Origin of the sequence: Rhodococcus sp. PvR099, from assembly GCF_017833315.1 — a bacterium.
GTDB classification, from domain to species: Bacteria; Actinomycetota; Actinomycetes; order Mycobacteriales; family Mycobacteriaceae; genus Rhodococcus_G; species Rhodococcus_G oryzae.
Window position 1 is genome coordinate 4,529,741 of sequence record NZ_JAFIBV010000001.1, and the last position, 23,999, is coordinate 4,553,739.

Here is a 23,999-nt window from a genome sequence, read left to right on the forward strand (position 1 = left end):
GGGCGCGTGCGAGCATGCCGCCATGCACAATTCTGTCGAATCCCGGCGGAGCGTCCCGGCCCCGAACGTCGAGACCCGGCCCCGCGTGTGCGTGATCGGTGCGGGGTCGTCGGGCATCGCCGCGGCGAAGGCGCTCCACGTCGCCGGCATCCCGTTCGACTGCTTCGAGCAGGGCAGCGTGATCGGCGGCAACTGGGTCTACGACAACCCGAACGGGGTGTCTGCCTGCTACGAGACGCTCGAGATCAACACGTCCTGCCCGCGGATGGCGTTCTCGGACTTCCCGATGCCCGACGACTATCCGCCCTACGCGCGGCACGACCAGGTCCGGGCCTACTTCGAGTCCTACGTGGAGCATTTCGGGTTCCGGCACACCATCACCTTCGGCACCACCGTCGAGCAGGTCGAGCGGGCACCGGACGGCACATGGTCGGTGCGTACGACCGGCCCCGCCGGCGAGCGCGTGGAGAGCTACGACGCCGTGCTGGTCGCGAACGGGCACCACTGGGACGCCCGCTGGCCGGACCCCACTCCTGGAACCTTTACCGGCGAGGAGATCCACTCCCACGACTACCGCACCGCCGACCAGCTAGCCGGCCGCGACGTGGTGGTCGTGGGCATGGGGAACTCGGGTCTCGACATCGCAGTCGAGGCGTCCAAGGTCGCACGCAGCACCACGCTGGCGGTGCGGCGCAGCCACTGGGTGATGCGCAAGATGCTGCTCGGCAAGCCCGCCGACCGATTTGTGATGCCGGGCTGGATGCCGGGCTGGGCGATCTCTGCCGGACTCCGCGTCACCGCCCTCACGGCCGGTAACCTGACCCGCTACGGGCTCCCGCGGCCGACACATCGGCCCGGTCAAGCGCACCCGGTTCAGTCCGAGCAGATCCGCGCGCGACTGCAGGCCGGTGCGATCATCCCACGCCCGAAGATCGACCGGTTCGACGGTGACACAGTCGTTTTCGAGGACGGGACCCGGTCCCGGGCCGACCTGATCGTGTGGGCCACCGGCTACCGGGTGAGCTTTCCGTTCCTCGACCCGGAGCTCGTCGCCGCCCCCGAGAACGACCTGCCGCTGTGGAGGCGAACTGTGCACCCGGATCTTCCCGGCCTGTACTTCGTCGGGCTTCTGCAGCCGCTCGGCGCGGTGATGCCACTTGCCGAGGCACAGAGCGTGTGGATCGCGGAGACCCTCGCCGGCCGGTACCTACCGCCGCCCGACGCCGAGATCCGGTCGCAGATGACGGCCGAGCACGATCGCGCCAAGCGGCGGTTCTACGACTCGCCGCGACACACCATGGAGGTCGACTTCGACCACTACCTCTGGAGTCTCGAACGCGAGCGCCGGCGCGGCGCCCGCCGCGCCCGGGCCGCCCGCTGACCGCTTTCCTAGGATTGGTGGGTGTCCGATTTGAATTCAGCTACCACCCGAGCACGGGACCTCGACCGTTCGCAGACCTGTACCTTGCTGGACACCGCGTACAGCGACGGCCAGCTCGGTGTGGACGAGTACGAGGCCCGCACCGCGGCCGCGATGCACGCGGCAACGATCGGTGACCTCAGCAGGCTGACGGCTGACCTGCAGATCCCCGCCCACCTTCTCGAGTTGTCGAGTGCACCCGAGGCCCCGGCCCGCCACTCCGGCCTGCCGGGGCGAGGACTGGTCGTCGCGGTCGCAGTGGTGGTTCTCCTCGGCGGCTTCGGCTTCGGCTATCTGCTGTTCGGCCGCGCCGCCGACAGCGATCAGTCGATCAGCGCGTCCGGATCGACCCCTGCACAACCTGTGGCTGCTGGTGAGCCGGTCGACACCCTGACAGCCGACGGCATCCGCGAGTTTCTGCGCCGCTTCGAGCAGGAATTTCGCGACACGACTGCCGACGATGTCGACCTTTACCGTGACGATGCTGTCGTCGACCGGGTGATGCCCGGTCAGCCGCACCGCTCGCAGCGATGGATGTTCACCGGCGGATTCAAACCATGGACGGAGCCCAGGAACCGGGATCGGGACCAGGCCACGGTCGATCTCGAACAACTCGATGTCGACCGGATCGGCCAACTGATTGCCGACGCTCCCCGTATGGTTGGCCTGCCCAGCGGCCGCATTGATCGAGTAGGGATCCGCGCCTCCGACACCGAGCCTCGCGTCACGGTGTACGTGAGGGAGGGCGACGCCTACAAGGGGTACGTGCAAGCGACACTCCGCGGCGAGATCCGCGACGTCAAGGTCGCCTGACTGCGCCCGGAATTGGTGACTGGACCATCATGCCTTCGACGCTGCCTGCGGGCACCGACATCGTGGCCGAGACCGAGGTCAAACGCTCCCGGTTCATCGCGGTGCTGCGGCGCGCCGACCGAGCAACCGAGGCGCAGGACTTCCTCGACGAGCAGCGACGCCGGTATCCCGATGCGCGGCATCACTGTTGGGCCTACATCACCGGAGACGAGCCCTCGGAGCTGGCCGAACGCGCGGGGGACGACGGGGAGCCCGGCGGCACCGCCGGGGTGCCGATGCTGCAGGTACTGCGCACCCGGGACCTGGTCGACGTCGCGGTGGTCGTGACGCGGTACTTCGGCGGTGTCAAGCTCGGCGCAGGTGGGCTCGTGCGTGCGTACTCGGGGGCGGTGGCGGCGGTGGTCGACGCGGCGCCACTGGTCGGCCGCGAACGCCTCGAGCTGCTGACGCTCGAGGTCGGTCATGACACCGCCGGCAGGGTGGAGGCCGAATTGCGCGGTCGTGGAGTCGCCGTCGTCGACACCGCCTACGGCGCGGCCGCCGCCCTCACCCTCGCCACCCGTGACCCCGCGCGGCTGGCCGACACGGTCGCCGAGATCACCGCCGGCGCAGGCGAGCTCGTCCCGGCGGGTGCACGGTGGGTGGATGTGTGAGCAGGCCGCGAGCGGGCGTCGACGTCACTCTCGCCCCGTCGAAATCCATTGCGGTCCGTTGAACGTCAGGTTTCGATCGCCGGTCACCAGATCCGCCGCGCGGTCGAGCCTCGACATCTGGTCGTCGCTGAGCGCCACCCGGACCGCGCCCGCGTTCTCGTCGACCCGCGCCGCCCGCCGGGTGCCGGGGATCGGCGCGACCGGCACGCCGAGCCGCTCACCCTGTGCCAGCAGCCACGCCAGCGCCACCTGCGCCGGCGTGGACGACACCTCGCCGGCGACCGCGCGCACCACGTCCACGACGACCTGGTTCGCCTCGAAGTTCTCGTCGAATCGCGGCTGTCCCTTGCGCATCGAACCGGACACGCTCTCCTTGGTCAGCGTGCCGGTGAGGAATCCGCGTCCGAGGGGCGAGTAGGGCACGAAACCCGCCCCGACCTCGATCGCGGCGGGCACCACCTGACGCTCGACATCGCGCGACCAGATGCTCCATTCGCTCTGCACCGCGGTGATCGGATGCACCGCCGCGGCCGCGCGCAGCTCGTCACCGGTCACCTCGGACAGCCCGAGGTGCCGCACCTTGCCCTCCTCGACGAGTTCGGCCATCGCGCCGACGGTCTCCTCGATCGGCCGGCCGAGCTCACGTCGGTGCATGTAGTACAGGTCGATGACGTCGGTGCCGAGTCGCCGCAGCGAGGCCTCGCACGCCGACCGGACGTAGTCGCGGTCGCCGCGGGTCGGCGTGTCCCCGGGCTGGTCACCGATCCTGCCGGTGATGCCGAACTTGGTCGCGAGCTGAACCTCGTCGCGGCGGGTGCGCAGCACCTCGGAGATCAGTTCCTCGTTGGTGCCGGCAGGCCCGAGCGCGTCCGGGCGGGGTCGGCCGTACACGTCGGCGGTGTCGATGAAGGTGACGCCGATGTCGAGGGCGTGGTGCAGGGTGGTCAACGCCTCGGACGGATCGGTCGGTCCGTAGACGTGGCTCAGCGCCATTCCGCCGAAGCCGATGCGGCTGACCGCCAGCCCGTGGCCGAGTTCGACCGTCGGTGCCTGACTCATAGGGAATCTCCTTGTCGTTCGAGAACGGTGAGGTCGGTGATCGGCGCGTTGCCGCAGTCCAGGCCGCGGTCGATCAGCCCTCGGTAGTGCTCGACCTTGTCGTCGATCGCGTCGAGGTCCTGGTGCAGCTGGTCGAGTTGGGCGAGTACTCGTTCGCGATGCGTGAGCAGCAGCGTCATCCGGCGTCCGTGACTGGCTGCACCCTCCTCGTAGAGTTCGAGGAACCGCCGGATCTCCGCCACTGGCATACCGGTGCGGCGGAGCCGAATGATCAGCTGGATCGTCCGCAGCGAGGCGTCGTCGTAGCGGCGGCGCCCGTCGCTCCCGCGCTCGATACGCGGGATCAGACCCTCACGCTCGTACCAGCGAAGCGTGTCGCGGGTCAGCCCGGTCGCCTCGGAGACCTGCGCGATGCCCAGTGCCGTCGTCATGGGTACCGACGCTAGGTGCTGGAGTGCACTCCAGCGCAAGCGTCGGCTCGGACCACGGTGATTCCCTCCGTCGCCAGTGCGGCCAGTGCCCGGTGGTGGGACCCGACCGTCGTGCCGGCGCAGGCATCGGCGATGACGGACACGCGGTACCCGAGCGCGCGCGCCGACCTCGCCGCGAGCGCAACCCCGTGCTCGGTGGCGATGCCGGTGAATACGACATCGGTGATCCCACGCAGGCGCAGGTTCGTGTCCAGATCGGGGTTGGTGAAGACGTCGCGGTCGTACTTCGTCAGCACCTGATCTCCCTCGTCCGGCGCCAGCACCGGATGAAACGACGCGCCGTGGCCCGCCGGATCCGACCGCATCGGATCGGTCGGGTCCGTGCTCAGGTACCGGGTACACACGACCAGCGCTCCCTCGGTCCGAAACCGGGTACGGGCCAACGCCGCCCGGCCGACGACCTCGCGGTCGTGCGCCAGCGCGACGATCCAGTGTTGGAAGTCGATCTCGATCAGTGCGGTGGTGGTGGCCATCCGCGGCACGCTAGCGACTGGAGCGCACTCCAGCGCAAGCCGCTGATACGAGCGCTGTCGGCGCGTTCGTGATGACTCGGACTGGTCTCCGACCGTGGAACCTCAGGTTTCAAGGTGGTCGAGTACCTCACGAAGTCGCGACAAGGTCACCTTCCATCCCCGCTCCAAGGCATTGCGCGCCATTCTCTGCCGACGGTCGTCGATATCAAATCCTGTTTGCGTCAGCAGAAATCGCGTGCCATCGCCCTGTGGCCGGATCGTCCAGTCAACGGTCCACCGCGCAGGATGCGCGGCTCGCAGATCGACCCAACTCAGGATCAACTGCTCACCTGGCCGAGCCGCCAGGACTTCGCAGGCGATCTCGGCGGTCGGCTGACCCGGTACTGCGAAAGTGAAGTGCGTCCCGACAGACGCGGCGAAGCCGACCGATCGCATCAACCATCGCTCGAGCAGTGCCGGTTCTGCCAGAGCACGCCAAACGGCGTCTGGCGAATGCGGGAAGAAGCTGCCGATCTCGACCGCAGCGGGATCCAACTCTGCATCAGCTATCACCGGTGCACCTCCTCAACGAATCCGAATGTGGTCGCCGTGACGCGGTTGCCGCGGCGGGGCGTAGCGCTCAGCGGGTCGCTCGCACTCGAGACGCGTCACTGTTGGTCAGTACGTTGCGGGATCCCAGAAATAGAGCTGACGTGCAAATGCGCCGATCAAGAACCCTGCTGGGGGATTGAGAGCGCGCCTTCTCCCTTGTGGATCGAGCTGGTACACAGCGGTCATTCCGTGGAAGGTGACGCAGTGGATGTTGTCGGATCCGAAGGGGCTGAACGCAACCTTGTTGAGGCCATTCCATGCGTCGAGTGCCCACGGCACCGGAATTGGTCGCTGCACGGGTACTCGCGCAAGCCGATATCTTGCGCCGCTGCGTTGGGTGCCAAGACGGCCCCGAGGCTGACTGTCAGTGCGCAAGCCGCGACGAGCACTGTGCGGTTCATCTCGAATTGCCTCCCCCAGCAAAGGTGATCGACAGTCTGTTAATACGGGCCGGCGGGTGCCGCGTTACAAGCGACTTCGTGGACAAGTACCCGGCTGAGTAGAGAAACGTCCTAGGTTGGGTGGATGTCGATGACGTGGCCGCAGATACGAGGTTTGAATTACAGCACGATGGGGCGGTCCGTCCGCGCCGACATGTGGTGCGACGACACCTTCACGGGGCGGGTGTGGTTCTTGCCGCCCACGACGTGGCGTATCGAGGACGCAGCCGGCGAAGCGACCTACATCGAGAACGACACTGATGAGTACCGCCTCGCCGACGACGGAGTGATGGTCCACACGGCCAAATCTCCGAATCGGTTTGTCATGACCAGCGGTGCCGCGCCATGGCAACTCCTGCAGGCGTATGCCACGTGGCCACTGGAAGATTCAGGGACGGAGCAGCGGCTGGTCCCTACGGGTCTGCCTCGTCCAGTGGAGGTCCGCGGCCGCGCAGGCTGGCAGGTCCAGCTCGCCGACGCTATGCCAGGTGGTGAGGTGACCTACGTGATCGACGCAGAACTGGGCATCGTCCTGTCGAGGTCCATAGGTTCGCAGGTGATGGAACTGGCGAAACCCCATTTCGACGAAGACTTCGATCCGGCGTTGTTCACCTGGATCGGCCCGGTCCGGGAGGAAGAGGATCGGTTCATCACCCCTGCTCAGCGCGAGTATGAAGCGAAGGCACAGGCGCTCGCGCAGATGCCGCGGCCGCAGGTCGCCTGGTTGCCGCGGACCATCGAAGTCCAACCGGTTGACGGTGATCCACGAACCGGGGCCATGGATCTGCAGGTGACGGCTCAGTACGGCTACCTCACTCTGCGCCAATGGGTCACCGAGGTCGGCGAGCCCGAGATCACCTGGATGCAAGGGCAGACACCGTTGCGTCACCGCGAAGCAATCGGTCCATGGACGTTTGAGATCCGCAGCCACAACCTGATCGACTCCGACGACTGCGCACGAATCATCGGCTCGATCGTTCCGGCTGACCCGCCGGCCACCACCGCCGCGCAGATCCGCGAGATGCTCGACCGTGACACAGCCGAACGGGCCGACGCCGAACTCAGTGAAATGTTGGGGACAGGTCGCCACCTCGACGACTACCTCGGCGATCGAGGCGGGGATTCATTGTTCATCCGAACCGATTTCAGCAACGGCGCCGCCTGGCGCGAGGTGGCCGCCGCGGCGATGGCGGCCGGCGAAGGCGACGAATCCGAATTCATGGCGTGCCTGACCTGTATCGACAACCCTGCGAACGACGGCTTGTCGATCTCAGATCTGCTCGAACGGATCGGTGACCGGCCCCCGTACTACGTGTTCATCGCAGACACCACCACGATCACCGACCCCGAACATCCGATCCTCGCCGTGGACACCGGACCCGCAGACTCAGGTCATGGCAGAGGCCAGACCGTGAGGGTGATCCCGTCGCAGATGTGGTCCATCGAGAACAACCTCTCCCTCGCCAACATGGACTTCGAGGACTTCGCCGATTCTGCCGGCCCCGACGGGGTCTATCGCGGATTCTCCTGAACGAGCAAACGGCTGTGCGGGCCTCTGATCTCGATGGGGTATGGCTCCGCTATGGGCCTTGGCTGTTGTCGACGACTTCCCAGAACAGGATGCCATTTTCGATGACTGGCACCCAATATCCGATTGGGAGGGAGTCGGTGATGCAGGTTCGGACTCCTGCGAGCATCGCGCTGATGGATGACCAGGCGGGTCCGTGGCTGTCTGCGGAGTACTTGTCGAATTCGCGTACACAGCCGTGGTGTTCACCCGGGCGGGTGTCGCAGAAGTACGCGTAGGCGTCTAGTTCGGCGATGGGAATATAGCTCGGGAGGAACATCATGGCGGTTGAGCCGGCGTTCGGGTGCTGAACGCACACGCCGTCGTATCCGCCTTCGTAATAGTCGGTGTCCGCATCTGCGAGCTCGCGCCACACTTCGGCTGACATCGCGTGCCAGTCTGCAACCCCGTCGAGGCTGAGAAGATGCTGCACGGGGAGCAACTCTCCCGAGCCGCCACCCGCCGGAGAATTGTCGATCTGACCGTCATGCAGCGAAAAGAACTCGCGCAGTTCAGATGGCCAGACCGTTCCCGTCAGGGCTTCGATCCGGGCTGGCGCCTCGGGCGAGGCGGGTGGGCGGAACGAGTTCGCGGTGCTGGGCGCGACCTCTCGAAGGACGTCAAGCAGCCTTGCCCACTCGGCGGCGACAGTCATGAGCGAACCCTACGCAAACCGTGCTCCTGACTAGGCGTACGAGTCGCGGACGCACCCGCGCTGACCGCCGTGCAGGCAACTCGAGTTATTCGCGTTGCCCCGTTGGTGCAGCCCCGACGTGCATGAATGCGAGCTGGGGGACTCGGCATGTATGAATGTGGCGTCGTCCAGTCGGGCAACGTATTTCGCTGCCCGCTGGTACGACAACCCGACCATCAACAAAGGAGTACATCCATGGGTTCTTCAGACGAACAGCTCGGTCAGATTGGCACCATCGCGGGAGTCGGCGCAGTCGGGCTCCTCGCGATCTGGGGTGGCGCCGGCCTCGTCTCCATGTCGTAGCGCTCAATCGAGTCCGCTACCGGCAGGTCCAGCCCATTCCCGACCGGGGCGGGCTGGACCTCCGGGTGCTACACAATCCGGGTCGTGCCGTGTGTATCGAGTGGTTCGTGGTTCCGGGCACGCCCTAGATTGAGTGGATGGTCCGTGAGGCTGCTGCCACCCATTCGACGGCCGCATCTGCCCCGCGCAGGTTGCGTGTTCTGGGGACCTCCGGGGCCGGCAAGAGTCGGCTCGCGGCGCGAGTTTCGGAGGTTCTCGGCGTTCCGCGCCTAGAGCTCGATGCGGTCTTCTGGGACGCTGATTGGACGTATCGCGATCTCGACGAGGCGCGTTCGCTTGTTCGCGATTTCACAGCCGATCACCCGAGCGGGTGGGTGATCGACGGCAACTGGACATCGCGTTTGGATGGCTTACTTGACCCGGGCACGCCGGGTGGCGCCGACGCGGTCGTGTGGCTCGATCACTCCCGGCCGGTCGTGATGGGCAGGGTTATCCGGCGCACGCTTCGGCGCGGTCTCTTGCGCGAGGAGCTGTGGCACGGCAACCGTGAGAGTCCGTTGTCGTGGGTGAAGCGCAATCCGCAGGACAACATCATTCTCTGGGCATGGACACAGCACGCTGTCACTCGGCAACGGATGGCAGTGCGGGTCGCGTCGGGGTGGCCAGTGATTCGGCTCGCGGGACAGCGTGAGGTCGATGCGTGGCTCAGGTCGCTGGGCGGGGGTCACCTCGACGCGTGACGGCGGGGGTTGGTTCGTGTTGTTCAGTCCTGGTTGTCGGACGTCAGAAACACTGTTCCGAAAAGCTTTCCATCTATCGTGGTGATGGAGTGAGGGCGGGAGCGGCCGATCGGGCCGCAACCCTGATGGAACAGACGTTGCGGCTGATCGGAAAGGTCAGCGTCCCGTTCGTGGCCGGCTGGTGCCTGGAGACGTTGGCCTGGATCGCGATACGCGAAGACAAGCCGACGCGCGCCGCCGTCCTGATGGGTGCCGCCGGAAGAACCTCTCGCAGACGCTCGGGAGCGTTTCAGTGCCCCAACCGCACCTGCTCGGGAACCACGACGAATGTGAGGCGCTCACCCGCGACGCGCTCGGGAATCAAGCCTACGGCGACGCATTCCGCACCGGTGCCGCCGTGAGCATCGACGACGCGGTCGCGTACGCACTCGGAGACCAGCGCGCCGATAAGCCCCCGACGAAATCCGCGGTATCCGTGTTGACCCGCCGCGAAACCGAGGTGGCAAACCTCGTCGCACCTCGCGGACCCAGATCGTGGCCTGGATTGCCGTGAACCAACAGAATCGACAGCTCTGATCCGAGCGACGATGTAGTTCGTGGCGCACTGCAACGTGGACCGAACCGAAGGAAGAGAATCCGTGACGAAATACGACGACGCCGCCTGGCATTACGGCGGCAGGTTTCCCGACGATCTGCCGAATGCTGCTGGTGGCACTCACATCGGCATGTTTGTCGCGTGGTGCCTGCTGAGCGGTTTCGCGGGGGAGGATGTCGAGGATGAACTCGAACCACTCGAGTCTCGGGAGGTGACGCCCGGCGGCTTTCTGTTGAAGGTGCTCGACGAGAAGTTCGTCAGCGACGATCTCACCGCCGACGGCAACGCCTTCGCCGTCGCGTACTACGCCGGCGAGAACGACGACTCCCGGTACATCGACGACTATCTCGACGCGTTCGACACCACAGCGGCGAACATCTACCGGGTCGAGGACAGCTGGGAGACGTACGCCGTGATCGCGGATCGGATCGCCGCACGCTTCCGCGCCTGGGTGGACGCCGGGCGGCCGCGCTACCTCCGATGACCACCTCCATGGTGGTGGCTAGTCTCGGGGACATGCTGGCCACCGCGATCATCGTCATCACGTTTGCCCTGGTCTTCTATTCCATCGGCGTGTGGTCGGAACGGATCCAGAAGACCCTGAAGTGGTGGCACGCCTGCGCCTTCGCGCTCGGCCTGGTCTGCGACGCCACCGGTACCTTCCTGATGAGCCAAATCTCCGACGGGTCATCGGAAACCGGAACATCCACCTTCGACAAGATCATGATCGTCACCGGAGCCTTGGCGATCGTGCTCATGGCCATTCACCTGGTGTGGGCCGTCATTGTCCTGCTCCGCGATCGCCCCTCGGAGAAGGCGAAGTTCCACCAGTTCAGCCTGGTCGTGTGGACGATCTGGCTGGTGCCCTACTTCACGGGGGCCATCGGCGCCATGACCGGCTAGCGCGGCCTGAGCCAGCCGGACCTAGGTGACTCTGGCTGCGCTGCGCCTTCGCCGGCCTGCTACTTTGATATTGTTCTAGAACACTAGAACACTGGAAAGAATTGGGGGTGGGTGTGGCCATGTCACCAATGGGCGACCCTGGGTTGTCCGGCAGGTTCGGCCGGTTCGGTGGGCGATACGTCCCCGAGGCGCTCGCGCCGGCATGCCGCGCGGTCGAAGCAGGCTTCCGCGATGCGTGGGCGGACCCGGAGTTTCGGGCGGAACTCAGCCGACTCCTGGCCGAGTACTGCGGACGGCCGACGCCCGTCACGCGGGCACTGCGGCTTTCCGAGGCACTCGGCGTCCGCGTCCTGCTCAAGCGTGAGGACCTCAATCACACTGGCAGTCACAAGCTCAACAATGCTCTGGGCCAAGCACTCCTGGCCCGCAGGATGGGCAAGCGCGAACTCATGGCGGAAACCGGCGCCGGTCAGCACGGCGTCGCCACGGCAACGGCCGCTGCACTGCTCGGCATGAAGTGCACCGTGTACATGGGCGAGGTCGACATGGCCCGGCAGGAGCTCAACGTCTACAGGATGGAGACGCTCGGCGCGCAGGTGATTCCGGTTCGAACCGGCGCCAGGACGCTGAAGGATGCCACCAGCGAGGCCTTTCGGCATTGGGTCACTCGGGCGGACGAGAGCCACTACTGCCTGGGCTCGGTGCTCGGGCCGCACCCCTACCCGTGGATCGTTCGCGAGTTCCAGTCCGTGATCGGGATCGAGGCGGCGGCGCAGTGCGCGCACCTGCTCGCCGGCGGCGTCCCCGACATCGTCGTCGCGTGCGTCGGTGGCGGATCCAACGCGGCGGGAACGTTCGCCGGGTTCGCCTCGTCGCAGGCGCGACTCGTCGGCGTCGAGGGTGCGGGTGGCGCCGGCGCCACCAACGGCACCCTGGGTGTGCTGCACGGCTCGATGTCGCTCTACCTGCAGGACGATGCGGGTCAAGTGCTCGAAGCGCATTCCGTCGCTGCCGGTCTCGACTATCCGGGGCTGGGGCCCGAGCACGCCCACCTCGCCGAGCTCGGCCGCGCGGACTACGTGACCGTCACCGACGAGCAGGTCCTCGACGCGGCCGGGCAGCTCGCGCGACTCGAAGGCATCTTCCCCGCCCTGGAGTCCGCGCACGCGCTCGCCTGGGTCGCGCAGGCCGCCCGCGACCGACAGTTCGCTCCCGACTCCACCGTCCTGGTCACGGTGTCCGGCCGCGGCGACAAGGATGCCGAACAAGTCAGGAGACTCGACCGTGAACGTGCTTGAGATGACGCTTCGCAAGGTCCGCGACAGCGGCTCCAAATGCCTGATCGGCTATGTCATGGGCGGGATCCGAGAGGATTGGACCGATCTCGTGCAGGCCATGATCGACGGGGGTGCCGACGCCGTCGAGATCGGGCTCCCGTTCTCGGACCCGATGCTGGACGGGGCAGTCATCCAGCGCGCCTCCCTCGCCGCTCTGCAGCGGGGTGCGCAGGTGGAACGAATCCTGGACGAACTCCCGAACGTGTCCGTGCCGCTGATCGCCATGACCTACAGCAATCACCTGGTCTCGCGCGGCGTCCCGAACTACCTGGGTGCGATCGCCGCCGCCGGAATCAGCGGGTCCATTGTCGCGGATCTGCCGTTCGAGGAATCGGCGGACTATCTCGCGGCGGCCCACACCGCGGGCGTGGCTCCGGTGCTCATGGCGGCCCCGTCGACATCGGCGGACACGGCGCAGCAAATCGCCCGGGCCAGTGGCGGATTCGTCTACTCGATGGGCGCGATGGCGCCGACCGGGCGGCACCGGACCACGGACGAGAGCGGGTGGGAGTTCGCCCAACGCCTCCGGTCGGCGGACGGTCTGCCGGTTGTGATCGGGTTCGGAATCGACTCACCCGAGCGCGCGGCACGGGCCGCTCGGTACTCCGACGGCGTGGTCGTCGCCTCGGCGCTGATGGACCCGGTGCTCGAGGGTGCGACCGCGGCGTCGATCATGGGAACCGTCCAAGACTTCCGCCAACGACTCGACGAGGCAGCAATTCCGTGACCAGGCAATCTCGACTGCCCAAGTACCTGGCGATCTACGACGACCTGCGGGCCAGGATCGACACCGGCGAATGGCAGTCCGACGACGCCTTGCCCGCGCAGCGTGAACTCGCGGCGTCCTACGGTGTCACGATCATGACCCTCCGGCAGGCACTGCAACTGCTGGAGAACGACGGGCTGATCGAAATGCGTCCGGGCGCGGGTACCTTCCCGGCGAACAAGCGGTACACCTACAACCTGCTCCACCTATCGGGATTTGCGGATGATCTCAGGGCGCAGGGTGCCAACGTCGAGACGCACATTCTCGGGTCAGCGCGGGAGATTCCGCCACCCGAGGTCGCCCGCTCGCTGCACCTCGGGCCGACCGAGCAGGTGCTCGTGGTCACGCGCCACCGCGTGATCGACACGCATCCCTCCGTGCTCCAGTACTCCTACATACCGCGGGGAATGGGCATCTCCCCGGATGAACTGGTCGATGCGTCGCTGTATCAGGTTCTCGCACAACACGGTTACCCGGTCGCCTCGGCCAACGAGTCGATCACCGTCACCACGCTCGGTGCTGCCGAAGCCGAACTGCTGGCGCGCCCGGAGCAGAGCCCGGCGATGCTCAGTCGCCGGACGAACGTCACCGAGGACGGCACCCCGGTCCTGCACGACACCGCCCTCATTCCGTCCGACATCGCAGAGATCCACATCGACCGCGGGCCCCAGCAGCTTCGCGTCACCTATCGCATCAACGACCGGCACACCTGACGACGTGTGGGTACGGCGGGGTTCAGTCGATCTCCAGGTCGTGCAGGATCGGGCGCAGGCGGGCAAGCGCGCGTTCATCCTCGACAGCGATGTCGCCGCTGGAGTCGAAGCGATCGTCGCGGTCCACGAGGGAACGGAGCTTCTTCGCGACCTCGCGGCGGACCGTTGCCGGTGCTGCCGCCAGCCGTTCGGCGAGTCGGAGGCCGAGATCGCGTGCCCACCGGTCGGTCAGGGCACCCGCGACGATCTTCACGATTCGTGTGGGAGTGCCGGGCAGGGGCAGCCCGAGGTCGAGGAGGGCGATCGCGGCGGCGGCATTGGCTTTGATGAGCGGGCCGTTGTAGTTCTTGCGGTCGGTGACGACGAGGTCGGCGAGCAGCGCCTCGAAGTCGGTGTGCGCCTTGGGCGGTAGCAACTGCTGGGCGCGCCACTCGAGCGCGAGACCGATGGCTTCTTCGATCGGGCCGCGCCCCTCGTCGATGATGCTGCGAAGCACGGGCCAGCCGGTTGCGGCCTCGCCCGGGTCGGTGGCGGCGAGAATGCGTAGTGAGGCGAGCTGGTTATCTCGCTGGTAGTCGCTCGTCGCGGGCTCCTCGCCGACGAGGCTGCGGCACCAGTCGAGGAAGCGCGGATCGGTGCGGTCAGCCCAGTGCGCGAGCACCGCGGACTCCCTGTACTCGAGGTCAGCGTCGAGGACGCGATGGAAGTCCTCCGGGTCCTTCGTCAGGCGTGCGAGAGCGAGCAGCACGGTCGCGTCGCCGGAAACGCTCGCCTCGCGGACGCGGTCGATGCCGGCGGTGTCGCCCCATGTCGCGAGCGCGTCGGCGGACTGCTTCGGCGCGACCGCGAGCATCTCCTGTACCTCGGGCAGGGCCTCGGCGGCAGTCTCGGCGGGCCAGGAGGCGAGCAACTCGATGAGGTGTCCGGCGCCGTCGCGGGACGGATCGGCAGGAGGCTGCTGCCGCAGCGCCTGCCGGATGCCGACGATGAGCATGGTGGCGGACGGTGCGTGTTCGCGCACGAGCGCGTAGCCGAGCGCGGACCGTCCCGACGCGGAGGCGGCAACCATGAGGCCGCGCGCGGCGGGGTTCGTGAGCAGGGCCTGAGCCATCGGGCGAGCCCACCGTCCGTCGCCGGCCCGCAGCAGAGCGAGCGCGGAATCTGCCCGAGCATCCGTGTCGACGGTGCTCGACCCGATGGCGGAGGTGTCGCCCGTAGTGACCCGCTCCGCGAGGGCGACGAGCAGGTCGCAGACCTCGGGTGTCGGTGGGCACTGCCGGAGCGCAGCGATCATCGCCTCCGGCCTGGCCTCAGGCAGCGCCGCCAGCGCGAGCAAGCGACGGACCGCCGCCGGAGCGTTGCTCCGGGAACCGATGACGACATCGACGAGCCCTGCGATCGTCGTCTCGTCCGGCGCCGGCAGCGCGGCGAGTACGACAGCCGATGCCTCCGGGTTGACCTCGCTCAACCATTCCGGGAGGTTTCCGACGCCGAACGCGATGCGGGGCGCCACCTCGACGGCGAGCTCCCATCCCGCTACGAGCGCGTCGAGATCGGTGGTCTCAGTGCCCCCGGCCGTGATCCGCGCGAGCGTCGCCGCCATCACCAGGCCGGGATCCCCGTCAGCGAGGGCGGCCGAGACATCGACACCGAGAGTCGTGAGCGCGGCGACACATGCCTGCTCGACCTGCTCCGCCGGGCGGGAGCACGCCCGCGCCGCGAGCGTGTCGAGGGCAGCGGAATCGGCCGTGCGCGCAGCGGCCTGCAGCAATGCCGCGGCCGCGGCCTCCGAGCCGTCGTCGACGATTAGTGGTCGCACGAGCGCCGCGATATCGATCAACGAGTCCCGGGCCGACCGGACCAGGGCGGCCGTCTCGGCGTCGTCCACCTCGACCTGTTCGTAGGCACGCACCGTGTCGGCGAACATCAGCAGCAACCACGCCGTGCTCTCCGCATCCGCGGACTGCCGTGCGCCGAGCACCGACGCGATCGACGTCATCGCCGGCGCGGTCGAGTCATAGAGGGTTCCCTGGTGCAACACCGCCGCCCACAGTTCGTGCAGCGACTCCTCGACCGTCTCCGCGCCGGCGAGCCCCTCGATCCAGCCGGGCACATCGCTCGCGTCGCCGTAGGCGTGTTCCAGTGTCGGCCAGTCGACCTCGGCGAGGTGGGTGCGCCGGGACACGCTGTTCATGGGGTCTCCTTGTCATTGAACTGCCCGGTGTCGGACAGGGCAGTTGCACAGTTGCGCCGCCACCGCGACGGGTCGGCGTATCCGCCGCTTCAGGTGATCGTGTAGCCGAGTTGATGGGCCTGGCGTCGCTTGCAGGGCGAGGAACTATTGGTCGCTTCGGTAGACGCTGCGGACGGCGCCGTCGAACCCGACCGTCAGGAAGCCCTGCGCGCCCGCGTCCTCGTTCCACAAGTGGATGCTCACGACCGGCCCGTCATCGCCGCGCTTCGCTTCCATGTGGATCCGGGTCGGGTCGTCCACGCGAAGCGTGCGATCCGCGCCGTGGAGCAGCCCGATCACCCGCGGGACGTTCGGGCGCAGCTCCGCCAGGTTGATGGGAACGCCCTCGGTGCGATTGGACGACGTCCCGTTTTCCGTGATCCGGGCCTGTCCCTTTTCGACCTGGTACTCGTACCTCTGCGCGAGGCCGGGTTTGCTGGGCACCGGGCGTGAGAACGTCGCGTACTCGGGGTAGACGGTCAGCTGGTCGACCTCCGAGTTGCCCAGTTGGTGGGCTATCTCGTCGAGCATCCGTCCGAGTCCTGCCGCGGTGGTCAACTCCGTGGTCGTCGCGGCGGCGGTGGCCGGCTCGTCGTGATCCCGGGCCGACGTGACCACCACGATTCCGCACACCAGGACCACGGCTGCCGAGAGCGCGACGGCCCAGCGGGCGTCCCGCAGTGATGGCGGTGTCGGCACGGCATCGTGCAGATCCGGATGTACCTGCAGGTCCCGCACGAGTCGGTCGAGGTCGGCGAGCGTTCGCGCCGACCGGGTCGCCTCGGTCCGATGTCGGTGCTCCACATCGCTCAGCTGGCCGTCGGAATACGCCGCATCGAGGACGTCACACACCGCGGCGCGGTCGACGTCGCGGGCGCGCAGCCGCAGTGCCGAGGCCCGGGGGCGCCGGCTGTTCGGTGTGGTCATCGTCCCTCGGCCTTGGAGACGTCGACGACCGTGCCGTTCAGGCGCGTGTCCACCATTCCCCGTCGATCGTCTTTGTCCTGGAACAACACGCTGACCAGACCCTCGCCGGTCGACGAATCGGGGCGCACGAAGATGTGCTCCACCTTTCCCGCCGGGATCCCGACCAGGCCCGCCCCCGTCGTGATCAGCTCGCCGAGCCGGTCGATGTCGAGGGCTGCGAGATCGACCGTGTCGGTGTCGGAGGTGCGTGAACTCGGCGACCCCGACGTGGAGAAGCCGGCGCGGAAGCTCCAACTCTGCTCGCGGTGCGGCTGGTCCTGCAGCATTCGGGTGAAGAACACGTAGGTCGGGTAGAACAGCACTTCATCCACCCGCAGATCCCCGAACGTCTGCTCGTACTGATGTAGGAAGTCACGGATCGCGGCGGGAGAGCGCGGATCGAGCGGTTCGATCACGATCGGCTGCGGCTCGCCAGGAGCGACGGGCGCCGGAACCGGTTCGGCTGCGACGACCGTCGCGGGTGCCGCGTCGTGGCCTCGGGTCATCAACACGACGGTTCCGACGACCGCCACGGCCGCGACGACACCGGCGGCCACGACGCGTCCGGGAACGCGCCTGCGTGGTACCGGTGCGGAAGCGCGTGCGGCCTCGACGAGATGCTCGGGAATCTGCAGGTCCGAGGCCAGCGCGTCGAGTTCACCGAGCGTCTTGGCCTTCATTGCCGCGGCGGTGCGGGCCTCGTACTCGGCCGGGTCGAGCTGTCCCTCGCCGTAGCCGGCGTCGAGCAGCCCGCATGTCTGGGCGCGATCGATATCGCGCGCGCGAGTGGAGGAAACCTGATCAGGCACGCACGTGATCCTAGGAAACCGTTCGGAACCTTGTCCGCCCGGCTCCGGACCGATCCGGTCCCGACCTGTCCATGCCGTATTTCGGTCCCCACGTGCGGCTACGCCCACTCGACCGGGCGCTACGCCTCGATCGGGCTGTACCAGTCGGCGTTCTTGAGCAGCACCCTCGTGCCCAGGTCGCGGTTCCATTCCGGCTCGATGCCGTGCCGCAGGAAGACGGGGAACATCACGTCGTCGAGCAGGCGCGTCACGTCGGCCGTGTAGAGGTCTTGTTTCGCGTCATCGCTGAGCGTGTCGTAGGTGGCCTCGTCGAAGTCCTCGGGCGGGAACGCGCCGTACCCGATATAGGTCTCGCCGTCCTCGATGAGACCGCTGGTGTCCTGTTGGTGGAAGTAGGCGTAGCCCATCCAGTGGCGGCTGTCGTCGAGCTCGCCCCAGATCTCGCCGGACGCGCAGCTGCCGCAGCAGGAGAAGTCCGCGCGGGCGACCACGCCGTTGGCATTGAGCTCCTCGAACGCGGCGATCGTGCGGGAGGTGTACGGGCCGATCTCCGTCTGCTGGAGCAGCCGTGCGGTTCGGAGCGCGGCGAACGCCGCCCGGAGCTGCTCGTCGGTGAGGTCGTAGTCGTCGCCGTAGGTGTCGACGAAATCGTCGGCGTCGCCGCGGCCGGTGATCAGCTGATCCCAGATCTGCCGGGTCAGCTCAACGCGGCCGTCCTCGTCGAGGGGCAGGTCGGGCAGGGTGGCGTAGGGCGGGAACGTGTTCGGGTTCGACAACGCGCTCACAGCGCCACCTCCGGATAACGAGCGGAACCGGGCAAATCGCCCGGCAGCGACGATGCTAGCTTTCGTCGATCCACGGGTGGATTCAGCGTCGGGGAGCGGTACCGCGTCGTCAGTGTGCGAGTGCGTTGAAGACCTCTGCCCAGTTTCCCCCAGCAACATTCATCGCATTCCGAGTCTCGAGGAGAACGTCCCGAGCGATCTGCTCGAGCGTGGTCCCTCCGGCAGAGCTCTCGATGCCCTGGAGGGCCGTCATGCCCTCTTCGGTTGCGGTGAATTGCTCTTCCCACTGCCCGGCGGAGGACAACAGGAATCTCAGGTGGTAGGGTTAGTCGAAGTCAGGCGCCGGCACTCCGGTCTCGGCAATATTGTTCAGCGAGGTGACGATCAAGCGCAGTTGGTCGGACTCGAAGGAGCAAGATTCCGGCTCCGCCAACCCTGAGTATTCGAGTGATCCATCAACGAGATCCCGCCAGTACTGGCGATCGTGCAGGCCGTCCCGCTGCTCCATGTGCGTCTCCGCGAAGACCGACATGAGTTCGGTGTCGTCGATGAGTGGGGAAAGCACCAGATCCTCGCTGAAGTCGTAGCCGAAGAAGTACCGAGTGCCGTCGACCGCGATTGATTCGATTCCTCCGATGTGGCGGTAGTCCCGAAGAAGCGGTGCAGGAATACTCGTCGCCGCTGCTTCTGCACCATCGGGGGTTCCGGACTCGCTGCATCCCTGGATGCCCATCATCGCTCCATTCGTCCACGAGTCCGACCTTGTTGATCGCAGTGGGTAGGAGAGTAGCGGTTCGTAGCGACACAGTGGTTGGTGGTACGGCGGAGGATAGACATAGCCGGCGTCGGTCTCAGAGGTCGACGCCGGAACCTGTCAGTCGATGACTCGAGTCGCCTGTCATACGACCAGCGGCAGAAGTTCGTGCAATCTCTGGGCACGGCTCGCGCGCGATGCGTGCCGCGTGCAAGACGCTGAATTCTCGTCGTGACCCGTCCGATCTGGACTCGCACTTGGCGCACATATATTAGACCGGGTGCGGCGGGATCTGTTTAATGGCAGTCGAACCTGATCTGAAACCGACTCTCGCGCACCGAAAAACCCCGACGGCATTCGGTATATTTCGAATCTGTCAACTTGTGGTGCTCGCTGGTTCCCAGCTTCTTCATGAGGAGTTGACACTCGTGACGACGATCCTGTGCGGCCTGATCCGAACAGGACGATCGTGATTCGCGACAGCAGATTCGGATCGGAGCTCCTCCTCTGCGGCGGATGGTGGGGCGTAAACCCAGACGGCCATGTGGTCGAGTCCGAGTAGCGGCAATGCCTCTCGTCCGCGCCAGCACTCTCAGCGCACAGGTGATGCCGACAAGTCAGCCAGGGCGACGACAGCGCGCGCTGTCCTAGCGGTCGCCAGAAACCTCACTCGCAAGCACGACGAGAAGGCACCGGCAAGGGGACCGGTCAGGGGGATCACAACTTGGGGCGCGAAGTAGCGCTGGAGCGAGCCGGTCGTCGCCCCGCAACTGCTCGAAGGGCGGAGAATCGAGAACTCGAGCGGGCCCACGCAAACGTCCTTTGGAGCTGGGGACGCGCACTTAGCTAGACGCGATCGAGGGCGAAGCCAGTCGAGATCGCTTGACGGGGATGCCGTCGTCGATCCGCACGCCTATCCGCCGCCGACCCGCGCTGACCGCCCCGGCAAGCTTGAACCCGTCCTGTGAAGAATCTACGTCTTGTTGGCCTGCTCGGGTGCGTCGGCGGGCTCGATGATCTTCCTTTCCTCACTCGCGCCGGGAGTGATCTCGATGCGCCTGGGCTTGGCCTTCTCCACCACCGGGAGGGTGACCGTGAGCACCCCATTCTGATAGGTCGCGGCGATGTGCTCGGAGTCAATTCCGTCGCCGAGAGACAGTTGGCGCATGTAACCCCCGGCGAAACGTTCAGAGGCCAGCCACTGCACATCATGTTCGGTGCGCTCGCTGCGCTGGGCCTTCACCGTGAGGATGCCGCCTTCGACGCTGACCTCGACGGAACCTGGGTCCACACCCGGAAGGTCGGCGTGCAGTACGTAGTGATCGCCGGACCGGTAGAGGTCCATCGGCATGAACCGTGGGGCCCGGGCGGATCCGGCCGACGCCCCGAGCACCTGCTCGGTGAGCCTGTCGAAATCGCGGAATGGATCGAATCGAAGTGGCACAGCAACCACCTCCTACAGGTTGGTGGGCCGCACCCCGCCACCGTGGTGGGATATCGGCTCGGCTGTACTCCTTTCGGTTTAGCACTTCGCAGGCACTAGTGCCAGTGCCAGGGGATTGCCCCCGGTTTGGTTGACGAGTCAGTGGAGCTCGGGGCAGTCCAGGCGCTCCTATGCGTCGGTGCGGACGAGTCTGCGTCGCTTCTGACAGGCGGTGACATCTGACGCTGTCGACGACGTTGTCGGACAGGTGCTGGGCTCGGATCCAGGAGTTGATCCGCAGTCGCACCGGCTCCGCCGGCGGGATGCTGAGCATTCCGTTGCGGGCTGCGAGCATCACTCCGGCTCGGCGATCACCGCCTCGATGCCCCGTGATCACAGATATGAGCGCGGTTGGCCCTCGGCCGGCGCGATCAGCGCCTAGAGCGTGCCGTTTTCGATGTCGCGTTGCATGGCCTGCTGGTTCGCGATGTGCGAGGACACGCCGTTCTGCACGGTGTAGTCGATCAGCGCCGCCGGCGCCGAGAACGTCAGGTGCTCGGTGACCGTGGTCGCGTCGCCGTCCTCGGCGAAGGTGACCTTCTGGTGGGTGATCACGCCGGGCATGTCCCAGGTATCGGTGCTGTACCAGTGGTCGGCGGCGTACACCCGCTGCTGCCCGACGGTGCGTCCCGGGATCGACATCGGACCTGCCGGGATGTTCTCGAGGGCGATGAACTCCCATACGTCGGCGCCACCCTCGGTGAACTTGCGGCGATCGAGCACGCCCTTCAGGAACGGGTGCCGTCCGAAGCCGTTGGAGAAGTTCGAATACGCCGGGAACACGCGATCGATGGGCGCGTCGATGGTGACCGGCAGGTCGACGTTCACCGTCACCAGTGCCGAACCGGCCTGGCTCTCCTCGAACTCGTAGGCGGCCCACGAGGCCTCCCATTCCGCGTCCAGTGCGGACGAGGAACCCGAATCGGGATCGGCCCCGGCGACTCCCGTGCCGCCCAGCGTGATGCAGGCGGCCAGCACGCAGGCTGCGACAAGCTTGGGTGCCGAGCTCCCGGCTCGCTGTCCGCAGATCTGCTCAGGACGTTCGACCATTCGCGTTTCCTCATCCGTCGAGACCGCTGCCGCCCTTCGGCGACCGGGCGAATGATACGCCGCCCGTGCCTTCAAACGACACGGCCTCGTTGACGTGGAGGGCGGATTCTTCTCGACACCAAGCGACGACACGGTGGCGAGCCTGACCGGCGTGCGGCCGGTCTAGATCGGCATTCCGGAACCCAGGAAATCGATGATGCGCAGGATCTGATCGAGATCGAACGGGTCGCGCCCCATCTGCGCCAGCATGGCCCCTGTGAGCGCGCCCGCAAGTGCGCGGATCTCGAAATCCTCTGTGCTGCGCCCGGTTCGCGCCACCGCGAGTCCCACGACCAGTTCGATATTGCGCTCGAATTCCCGGGCGATGACACCGCGCAGTTCCGGCACCGAGTACACCAGGTTGATCCGTTCCTTCTCGAACGCGTAGTCCTCGTCGGAGATCTCCTCGAAGGATTCGATGGTGGCCTGGCGGAAGGCCGCGAGCAGCGGCATATCGGCCGGTTGGCGTTCGATGGCCTGGATCATGACCGGATCCAGGTCGTCGGCGAGTACCACCTGCTCCTTGGACGGGAAGTAGCGGAAGAAGGTGCTGGGCGAGATGTCCGCGGCCTCCGCGATCTGTTCGACGGTGGTCTCGGTATAGCCCTGCTCCCGGAAGAGGCGGAACGCCTCGGTGCGGATGGTGCGCCGAGTGCGTTCCTTCTTCCGTTCCCGCAGCGTCGGCTTGGGCCGACGTGCGGGTTCTTCGGAATGTAGAGCGTTGGTGGACTCAGCTGGCATGAACCGATTGTGCAGCATCGGTCTCGGGCTCCGGTGTCACCGGCTTTCGCTGGGTCAGCGTCGCGGCCAGAACGGTGGCGGCGAGGCAGATCGCGGCGCACACCCAGAGCATGACGCTCATGCCGTCCATGAACGCCGTCTGCACGTGGGTGAGCATGGCCGGATCGCCGAGTTTGTGCCCGACTCCCATCCCGGCGTTGACACCGTCGGAGACGGGGTCGTGGTTGAGCTCGCCGAGGCTGGAACGGTACTGCGTGGACAACACGGTGCCTAGCACGGCGACGCCGATGGTTCCCGCCGCCTGCCGCAGCGCCTGCAGCAGTGCGGAGCCGGAGCCGGCGCGTTCGGGGGTGAGGTCGTCCATGGCCAGACCCATGGCGGCGGGCATGACCAGCCCCATGCCGAAGCCGAGCAGGACCAGCGCGGTGGCCGCGAGCCCGTAGCCGCTGTCCACGGTGAGCAGTGCACCCATGCCGAGTCCGGCTGCGAGCAGCGCGAATCCGGCGGTCAGCACTGCGCGCAGCCCAGCCTTGGGCAGCACCCTGTCCACCACCCGGCTACCGACGGCGAGCCCGCCGATGAGTGGCAGCAGCCGCAGTCCGCTCCCGAGGGTGTCGGTGCCGAGCACGGACTGGAAGTACTGCGGCATGGTGAAGAAGATGCCGAACATGGCGAAGTTGACCAGGACCAGATAGACGGTGCCCCAGCGGAATCCGCGTGCGCCGAAGAGGCCGAGGTCGATCAGCGGATAGGCCGCGCGCCGCTGCCACAGCACGAACGCCCCGAGCACGAGCGCGCCGCCGAGAATGGCCGCCCAGGCGAGGCCATCATCCCAGCCCTCCTGTCCGCAGCGAATGAAACCGTATGTAAGACCGAGCATTCCGGCGATCGACAGGGCGACACCCGGCAGATCGAGCCGGAACTTGTTGTCGGAGCTCGATTCTGGCACCAGTAGCGCGACGGCGGTCGCCCCGATGGCCACCATGGGCACATTGAGCAGGAACACCGAACCCCACCAGAAGTTCTGCAGCAGCCAGCCGCCGAGGATCGGGCCGAGCGGCAGGCCGATGGCGGTGGAGGTGATCCAGATGGTGAGGGCGCGCTGACGCAGCGCCGGTTCGGGGAACAGGCCGGGCAGCACCGACATGGACAGCGGCATCATGGCGGCCGCCGCGACGCCGAGCACCACGCGGGCGGCGATGAGCTGTCCGGAGGAGGCCGCGAAGGCGCAGGCGATCGAGGCCGCGCCGAACAGCAGCAGGGCGGCGAGCAGGAACTTCTTGCGTCCGTAGCGGTCACCAAGCGCGCCGGCCGGAAGCATGAAGGCGGCGAGGGCGAGGGTGTACGCGCCGCTGAACCACTGCAGCGCGGCGGTGTCGGCGTGCAGGTCGACGGCGAGGGTGGGCAGGGCGACGGTCAGGACGGTGACGTCGAGTCCGATGGTCAGCATGGCGACGGCCAGGGCGCCGAGGGCCAGCCAACGGCGCACGCCTGGTGCTTTCATGGCAGTTCCAATCATTTGGGTTCTACTCGATAATGAGAGTGTCTCGCATTTAGTAGTAACTGTCAAAACTTGAAGCG

General features: G+C 66.8%; 24 protein-coding genes. 10 read left to right on the plus strand and 14 right to left on the minus strand.

Annotated elements, in window-relative coordinates; translation table 11 throughout:
* Positions 1-22: 22 nt before the first annotated feature.
* From JOE46_RS20925 to JOE46_RS20935, 3 genes are read left to right on the plus strand one after another with little or no spacing between them, the layout of a single operon-like run.
* Complete coding sequence (locus JOE46_RS20925) at positions 23-1,381, plus strand: NAD(P)/FAD-dependent oxidoreductase (RefSeq protein ID WP_209928327.1); 1,359 nt, start codon at positions 23-25, stop codon at positions 1,379-1,381.
* 21 nt (positions 1,382-1,402) lie between these two features.
* Positions 1,403-2,233: a DUF1707 domain-containing protein gene (locus JOE46_RS20930; RefSeq protein ID WP_209928328.1), complete on the plus strand. Its 831-nt coding sequence runs from the start codon at positions 1,403-1,405 to the stop codon at positions 2,231-2,233.
* Positions 2,234-2,262: 29 nt separating this feature from the next.
* Positions 2,263-2,886: a YigZ family protein gene (locus tag JOE46_RS20935; protein ID WP_209928331.1), complete on the plus strand. Its 624-nt coding sequence runs from the start codon at positions 2,263-2,265 to the stop codon at positions 2,884-2,886.
* Positions 2,887-2,910: 24 nt separating this feature from the next.
* Here JOE46_RS20935 and JOE46_RS20940 read toward each other — a convergent pair whose 3' ends face one another.
* The 4 genes from JOE46_RS20940 to JOE46_RS20955 all read right to left on the minus strand — a co-directional run bounded on the left by JOE46_RS20940 (position 2,911) and on the right by JOE46_RS20955 (position 5,461).
* A complete protein-coding gene (locus tag JOE46_RS20940; protein ID WP_209928334.1) occupies positions 2,911-3,945 on the minus strand; it encodes an aldo/keto reductase in 1,035 nt (344 codons plus the stop codon).
* On the minus strand, positions 3,942-4,376 hold the full coding sequence (locus JOE46_RS20945; RefSeq protein WP_097211649.1) for a MerR family transcriptional regulator: 435 nt from the start codon (positions 4,374-4,376) through the stop codon (positions 3,942-3,944). Before JOE46_RS20945 ends, JOE46_RS20940 begins: the two co-directional genes overlap by 4 nt.
* A gap of 11 nt (positions 4,377-4,387) precedes the next feature.
* Positions 4,388-4,909 (minus strand): cysteine hydrolase family protein, encoded by a 522-nt coding sequence (locus JOE46_RS20950; protein WP_097211648.1) that lies wholly within the window; start codon positions 4,907-4,909, stop codon positions 4,388-4,390.
* 102 nt (positions 4,910-5,011) lie between these two features.
* Positions 5,012-5,461 carry an SRPBCC domain-containing protein gene (locus tag JOE46_RS20955; protein WP_097211647.1) on the minus strand — a complete coding sequence of 150 codons (450 nt, stop codon included), beginning with the start codon at positions 5,459-5,461 and terminating at the stop codon, positions 5,012-5,014.
* Between the two features lie 564 nt (positions 5,462-6,025).
* Here JOE46_RS20955 and JOE46_RS20960 point away from each other — a divergent pair.
* Positions 6,026-7,471, plus strand: coding sequence for a hypothetical protein (locus JOE46_RS20960; RefSeq protein WP_209928335.1), 1,446 nt, complete (start codon positions 6,026-6,028; stop codon positions 7,469-7,471).
* 49 nt (positions 7,472-7,520) lie between these two features.
* On the opposite strand, the gene JOE46_RS20965 is transcribed toward JOE46_RS20960, so the two are convergent.
* Positions 7,521-8,162: an SMI1/KNR4 family protein gene (locus JOE46_RS20965; protein ID WP_209928336.1), complete on the minus strand. Its 642-nt coding sequence runs from the start codon at positions 8,160-8,162 to the stop codon at positions 7,521-7,523.
* 479 nt (positions 8,163-8,641) lie between these two features.
* Here JOE46_RS20965 and JOE46_RS20970 point away from each other — a divergent pair, with 479 nt between their 5' ends.
* From JOE46_RS20970 to JOE46_RS20995, 6 genes are all read left to right on the plus strand, one after another.
* The gene (locus tag JOE46_RS20970) at positions 8,642-9,244 is read left to right on the plus strand and encodes an AAA family ATPase (RefSeq protein ID WP_209928338.1); all 603 of its coding nucleotides are present in this window, start codon (positions 8,642-8,644) and stop codon (positions 9,242-9,244) included.
* 638 nt (positions 9,245-9,882) lie between these two features.
* Positions 9,883-10,323: a hypothetical protein gene (locus tag JOE46_RS20975; RefSeq protein WP_097211643.1), complete on the plus strand. Its 441-nt coding sequence runs from the start codon at positions 9,883-9,885 to the stop codon at positions 10,321-10,323.
* A 32-nt stretch (positions 10,324-10,355) separates the two neighbouring features.
* Positions 10,356-10,742 carry an HsmA family protein gene (locus JOE46_RS20980; RefSeq protein ID WP_097211642.1) on the plus strand — a complete coding sequence of 129 codons (387 nt, stop codon included), beginning with the start codon at positions 10,356-10,358 and terminating at the stop codon, positions 10,740-10,742.
* Positions 10,743-10,861: 119 nt separating this feature from the next.
* Complete coding sequence (gene trpB / locus JOE46_RS20985) at positions 10,862-12,040, plus strand: tryptophan synthase subunit beta (protein WP_108168825.1); 1,179 nt, start codon at positions 10,862-10,864, stop codon at positions 12,038-12,040.
* Positions 12,027-12,806 carry a tryptophan synthase subunit alpha gene (trpA, locus tag JOE46_RS20990; protein WP_209928340.1) on the plus strand — a complete coding sequence of 260 codons (780 nt, stop codon included), beginning with the start codon at positions 12,027-12,029 and terminating at the stop codon, positions 12,804-12,806. Before trpB ends, trpA begins: the two co-directional genes overlap by 14 nt.
* Positions 12,803-13,558 (plus strand): GntR family transcriptional regulator, encoded by a 756-nt coding sequence (locus tag JOE46_RS20995; protein ID WP_209928343.1) that lies wholly within the window; start codon positions 12,803-12,805, stop codon positions 13,556-13,558. Before trpA ends, JOE46_RS20995 begins: the two co-directional genes overlap by 4 nt.
* Positions 13,559-13,580: 22 nt before the next feature.
* On the opposite strand, the gene JOE46_RS21000 is transcribed toward JOE46_RS20995, so the two are convergent.
* The 9 genes from JOE46_RS21000 to JOE46_RS21040 form a co-directional block, all read right to left on the minus strand.
* Positions 13,581-15,752 (minus strand): hypothetical protein, encoded by a 2,172-nt coding sequence (locus JOE46_RS21000; RefSeq protein ID WP_209928345.1) that lies wholly within the window; start codon positions 15,750-15,752, stop codon positions 13,581-13,583.
* A 144-nt stretch (positions 15,753-15,896) separates the two neighbouring features.
* Positions 15,897-16,718, minus strand: a complete 822-nt coding sequence (locus tag JOE46_RS21005) for a DUF1707 domain-containing protein (RefSeq protein WP_097211637.1) — start codon at positions 16,716-16,718, stop codon at positions 15,897-15,899.
* The gene (locus JOE46_RS21010; RefSeq protein WP_209928346.1) at positions 16,715-17,566 is read right to left on the minus strand and encodes a DUF1707 domain-containing protein; all 852 of its coding nucleotides are present in this window, start codon (positions 17,564-17,566) and stop codon (positions 16,715-16,717) included. Before JOE46_RS21010 ends, JOE46_RS21005 begins: the two co-directional genes overlap by 4 nt.
* 119 nt (positions 17,567-17,685) lie before the next feature.
* The gene (locus JOE46_RS21015; RefSeq protein ID WP_097211635.1) at positions 17,686-18,351 is read right to left on the minus strand and encodes a hypothetical protein; all 666 of its coding nucleotides are present in this window, start codon (positions 18,349-18,351) and stop codon (positions 17,686-17,688) included.
* 325 nt (positions 18,352-18,676) lie between these two features.
* A complete protein-coding gene (locus JOE46_RS26600) occupies positions 18,677-19,084 on the minus strand; it encodes a hypothetical protein (protein ID WP_245221133.1) in 408 nt (135 codons plus the stop codon).
* A 994-nt stretch (positions 19,085-20,078) separates the two neighbouring features.
* A complete protein-coding gene (locus JOE46_RS21025; RefSeq protein WP_257017461.1) occupies positions 20,079-20,549 on the minus strand; it encodes an Hsp20/alpha crystallin family protein in 471 nt (156 codons plus the stop codon).
* 417 nt (positions 20,550-20,966) lie between these two features.
* Positions 20,967-21,638, minus strand: a complete 672-nt coding sequence (locus JOE46_RS21030) for an SRPBCC family protein (protein ID WP_097211634.1) — start codon at positions 21,636-21,638, stop codon at positions 20,967-20,969.
* A gap of 162 nt (positions 21,639-21,800) precedes the next feature.
* Positions 21,801-22,418, minus strand: a complete 618-nt coding sequence (locus JOE46_RS21035; RefSeq protein WP_245221135.1) for a TetR family transcriptional regulator — start codon at positions 22,416-22,418, stop codon at positions 21,801-21,803.
* On the minus strand, positions 22,408-23,922 hold the full coding sequence (locus JOE46_RS21040; protein ID WP_245221136.1) for an MFS transporter: 1,515 nt from the start codon (positions 23,920-23,922) through the stop codon (positions 22,408-22,410). The genes JOE46_RS21035 and JOE46_RS21040 overlap by 11 nt, the downstream gene beginning before the upstream one ends.
* Positions 23,923-23,999: the final 77 nt, after the last annotated feature.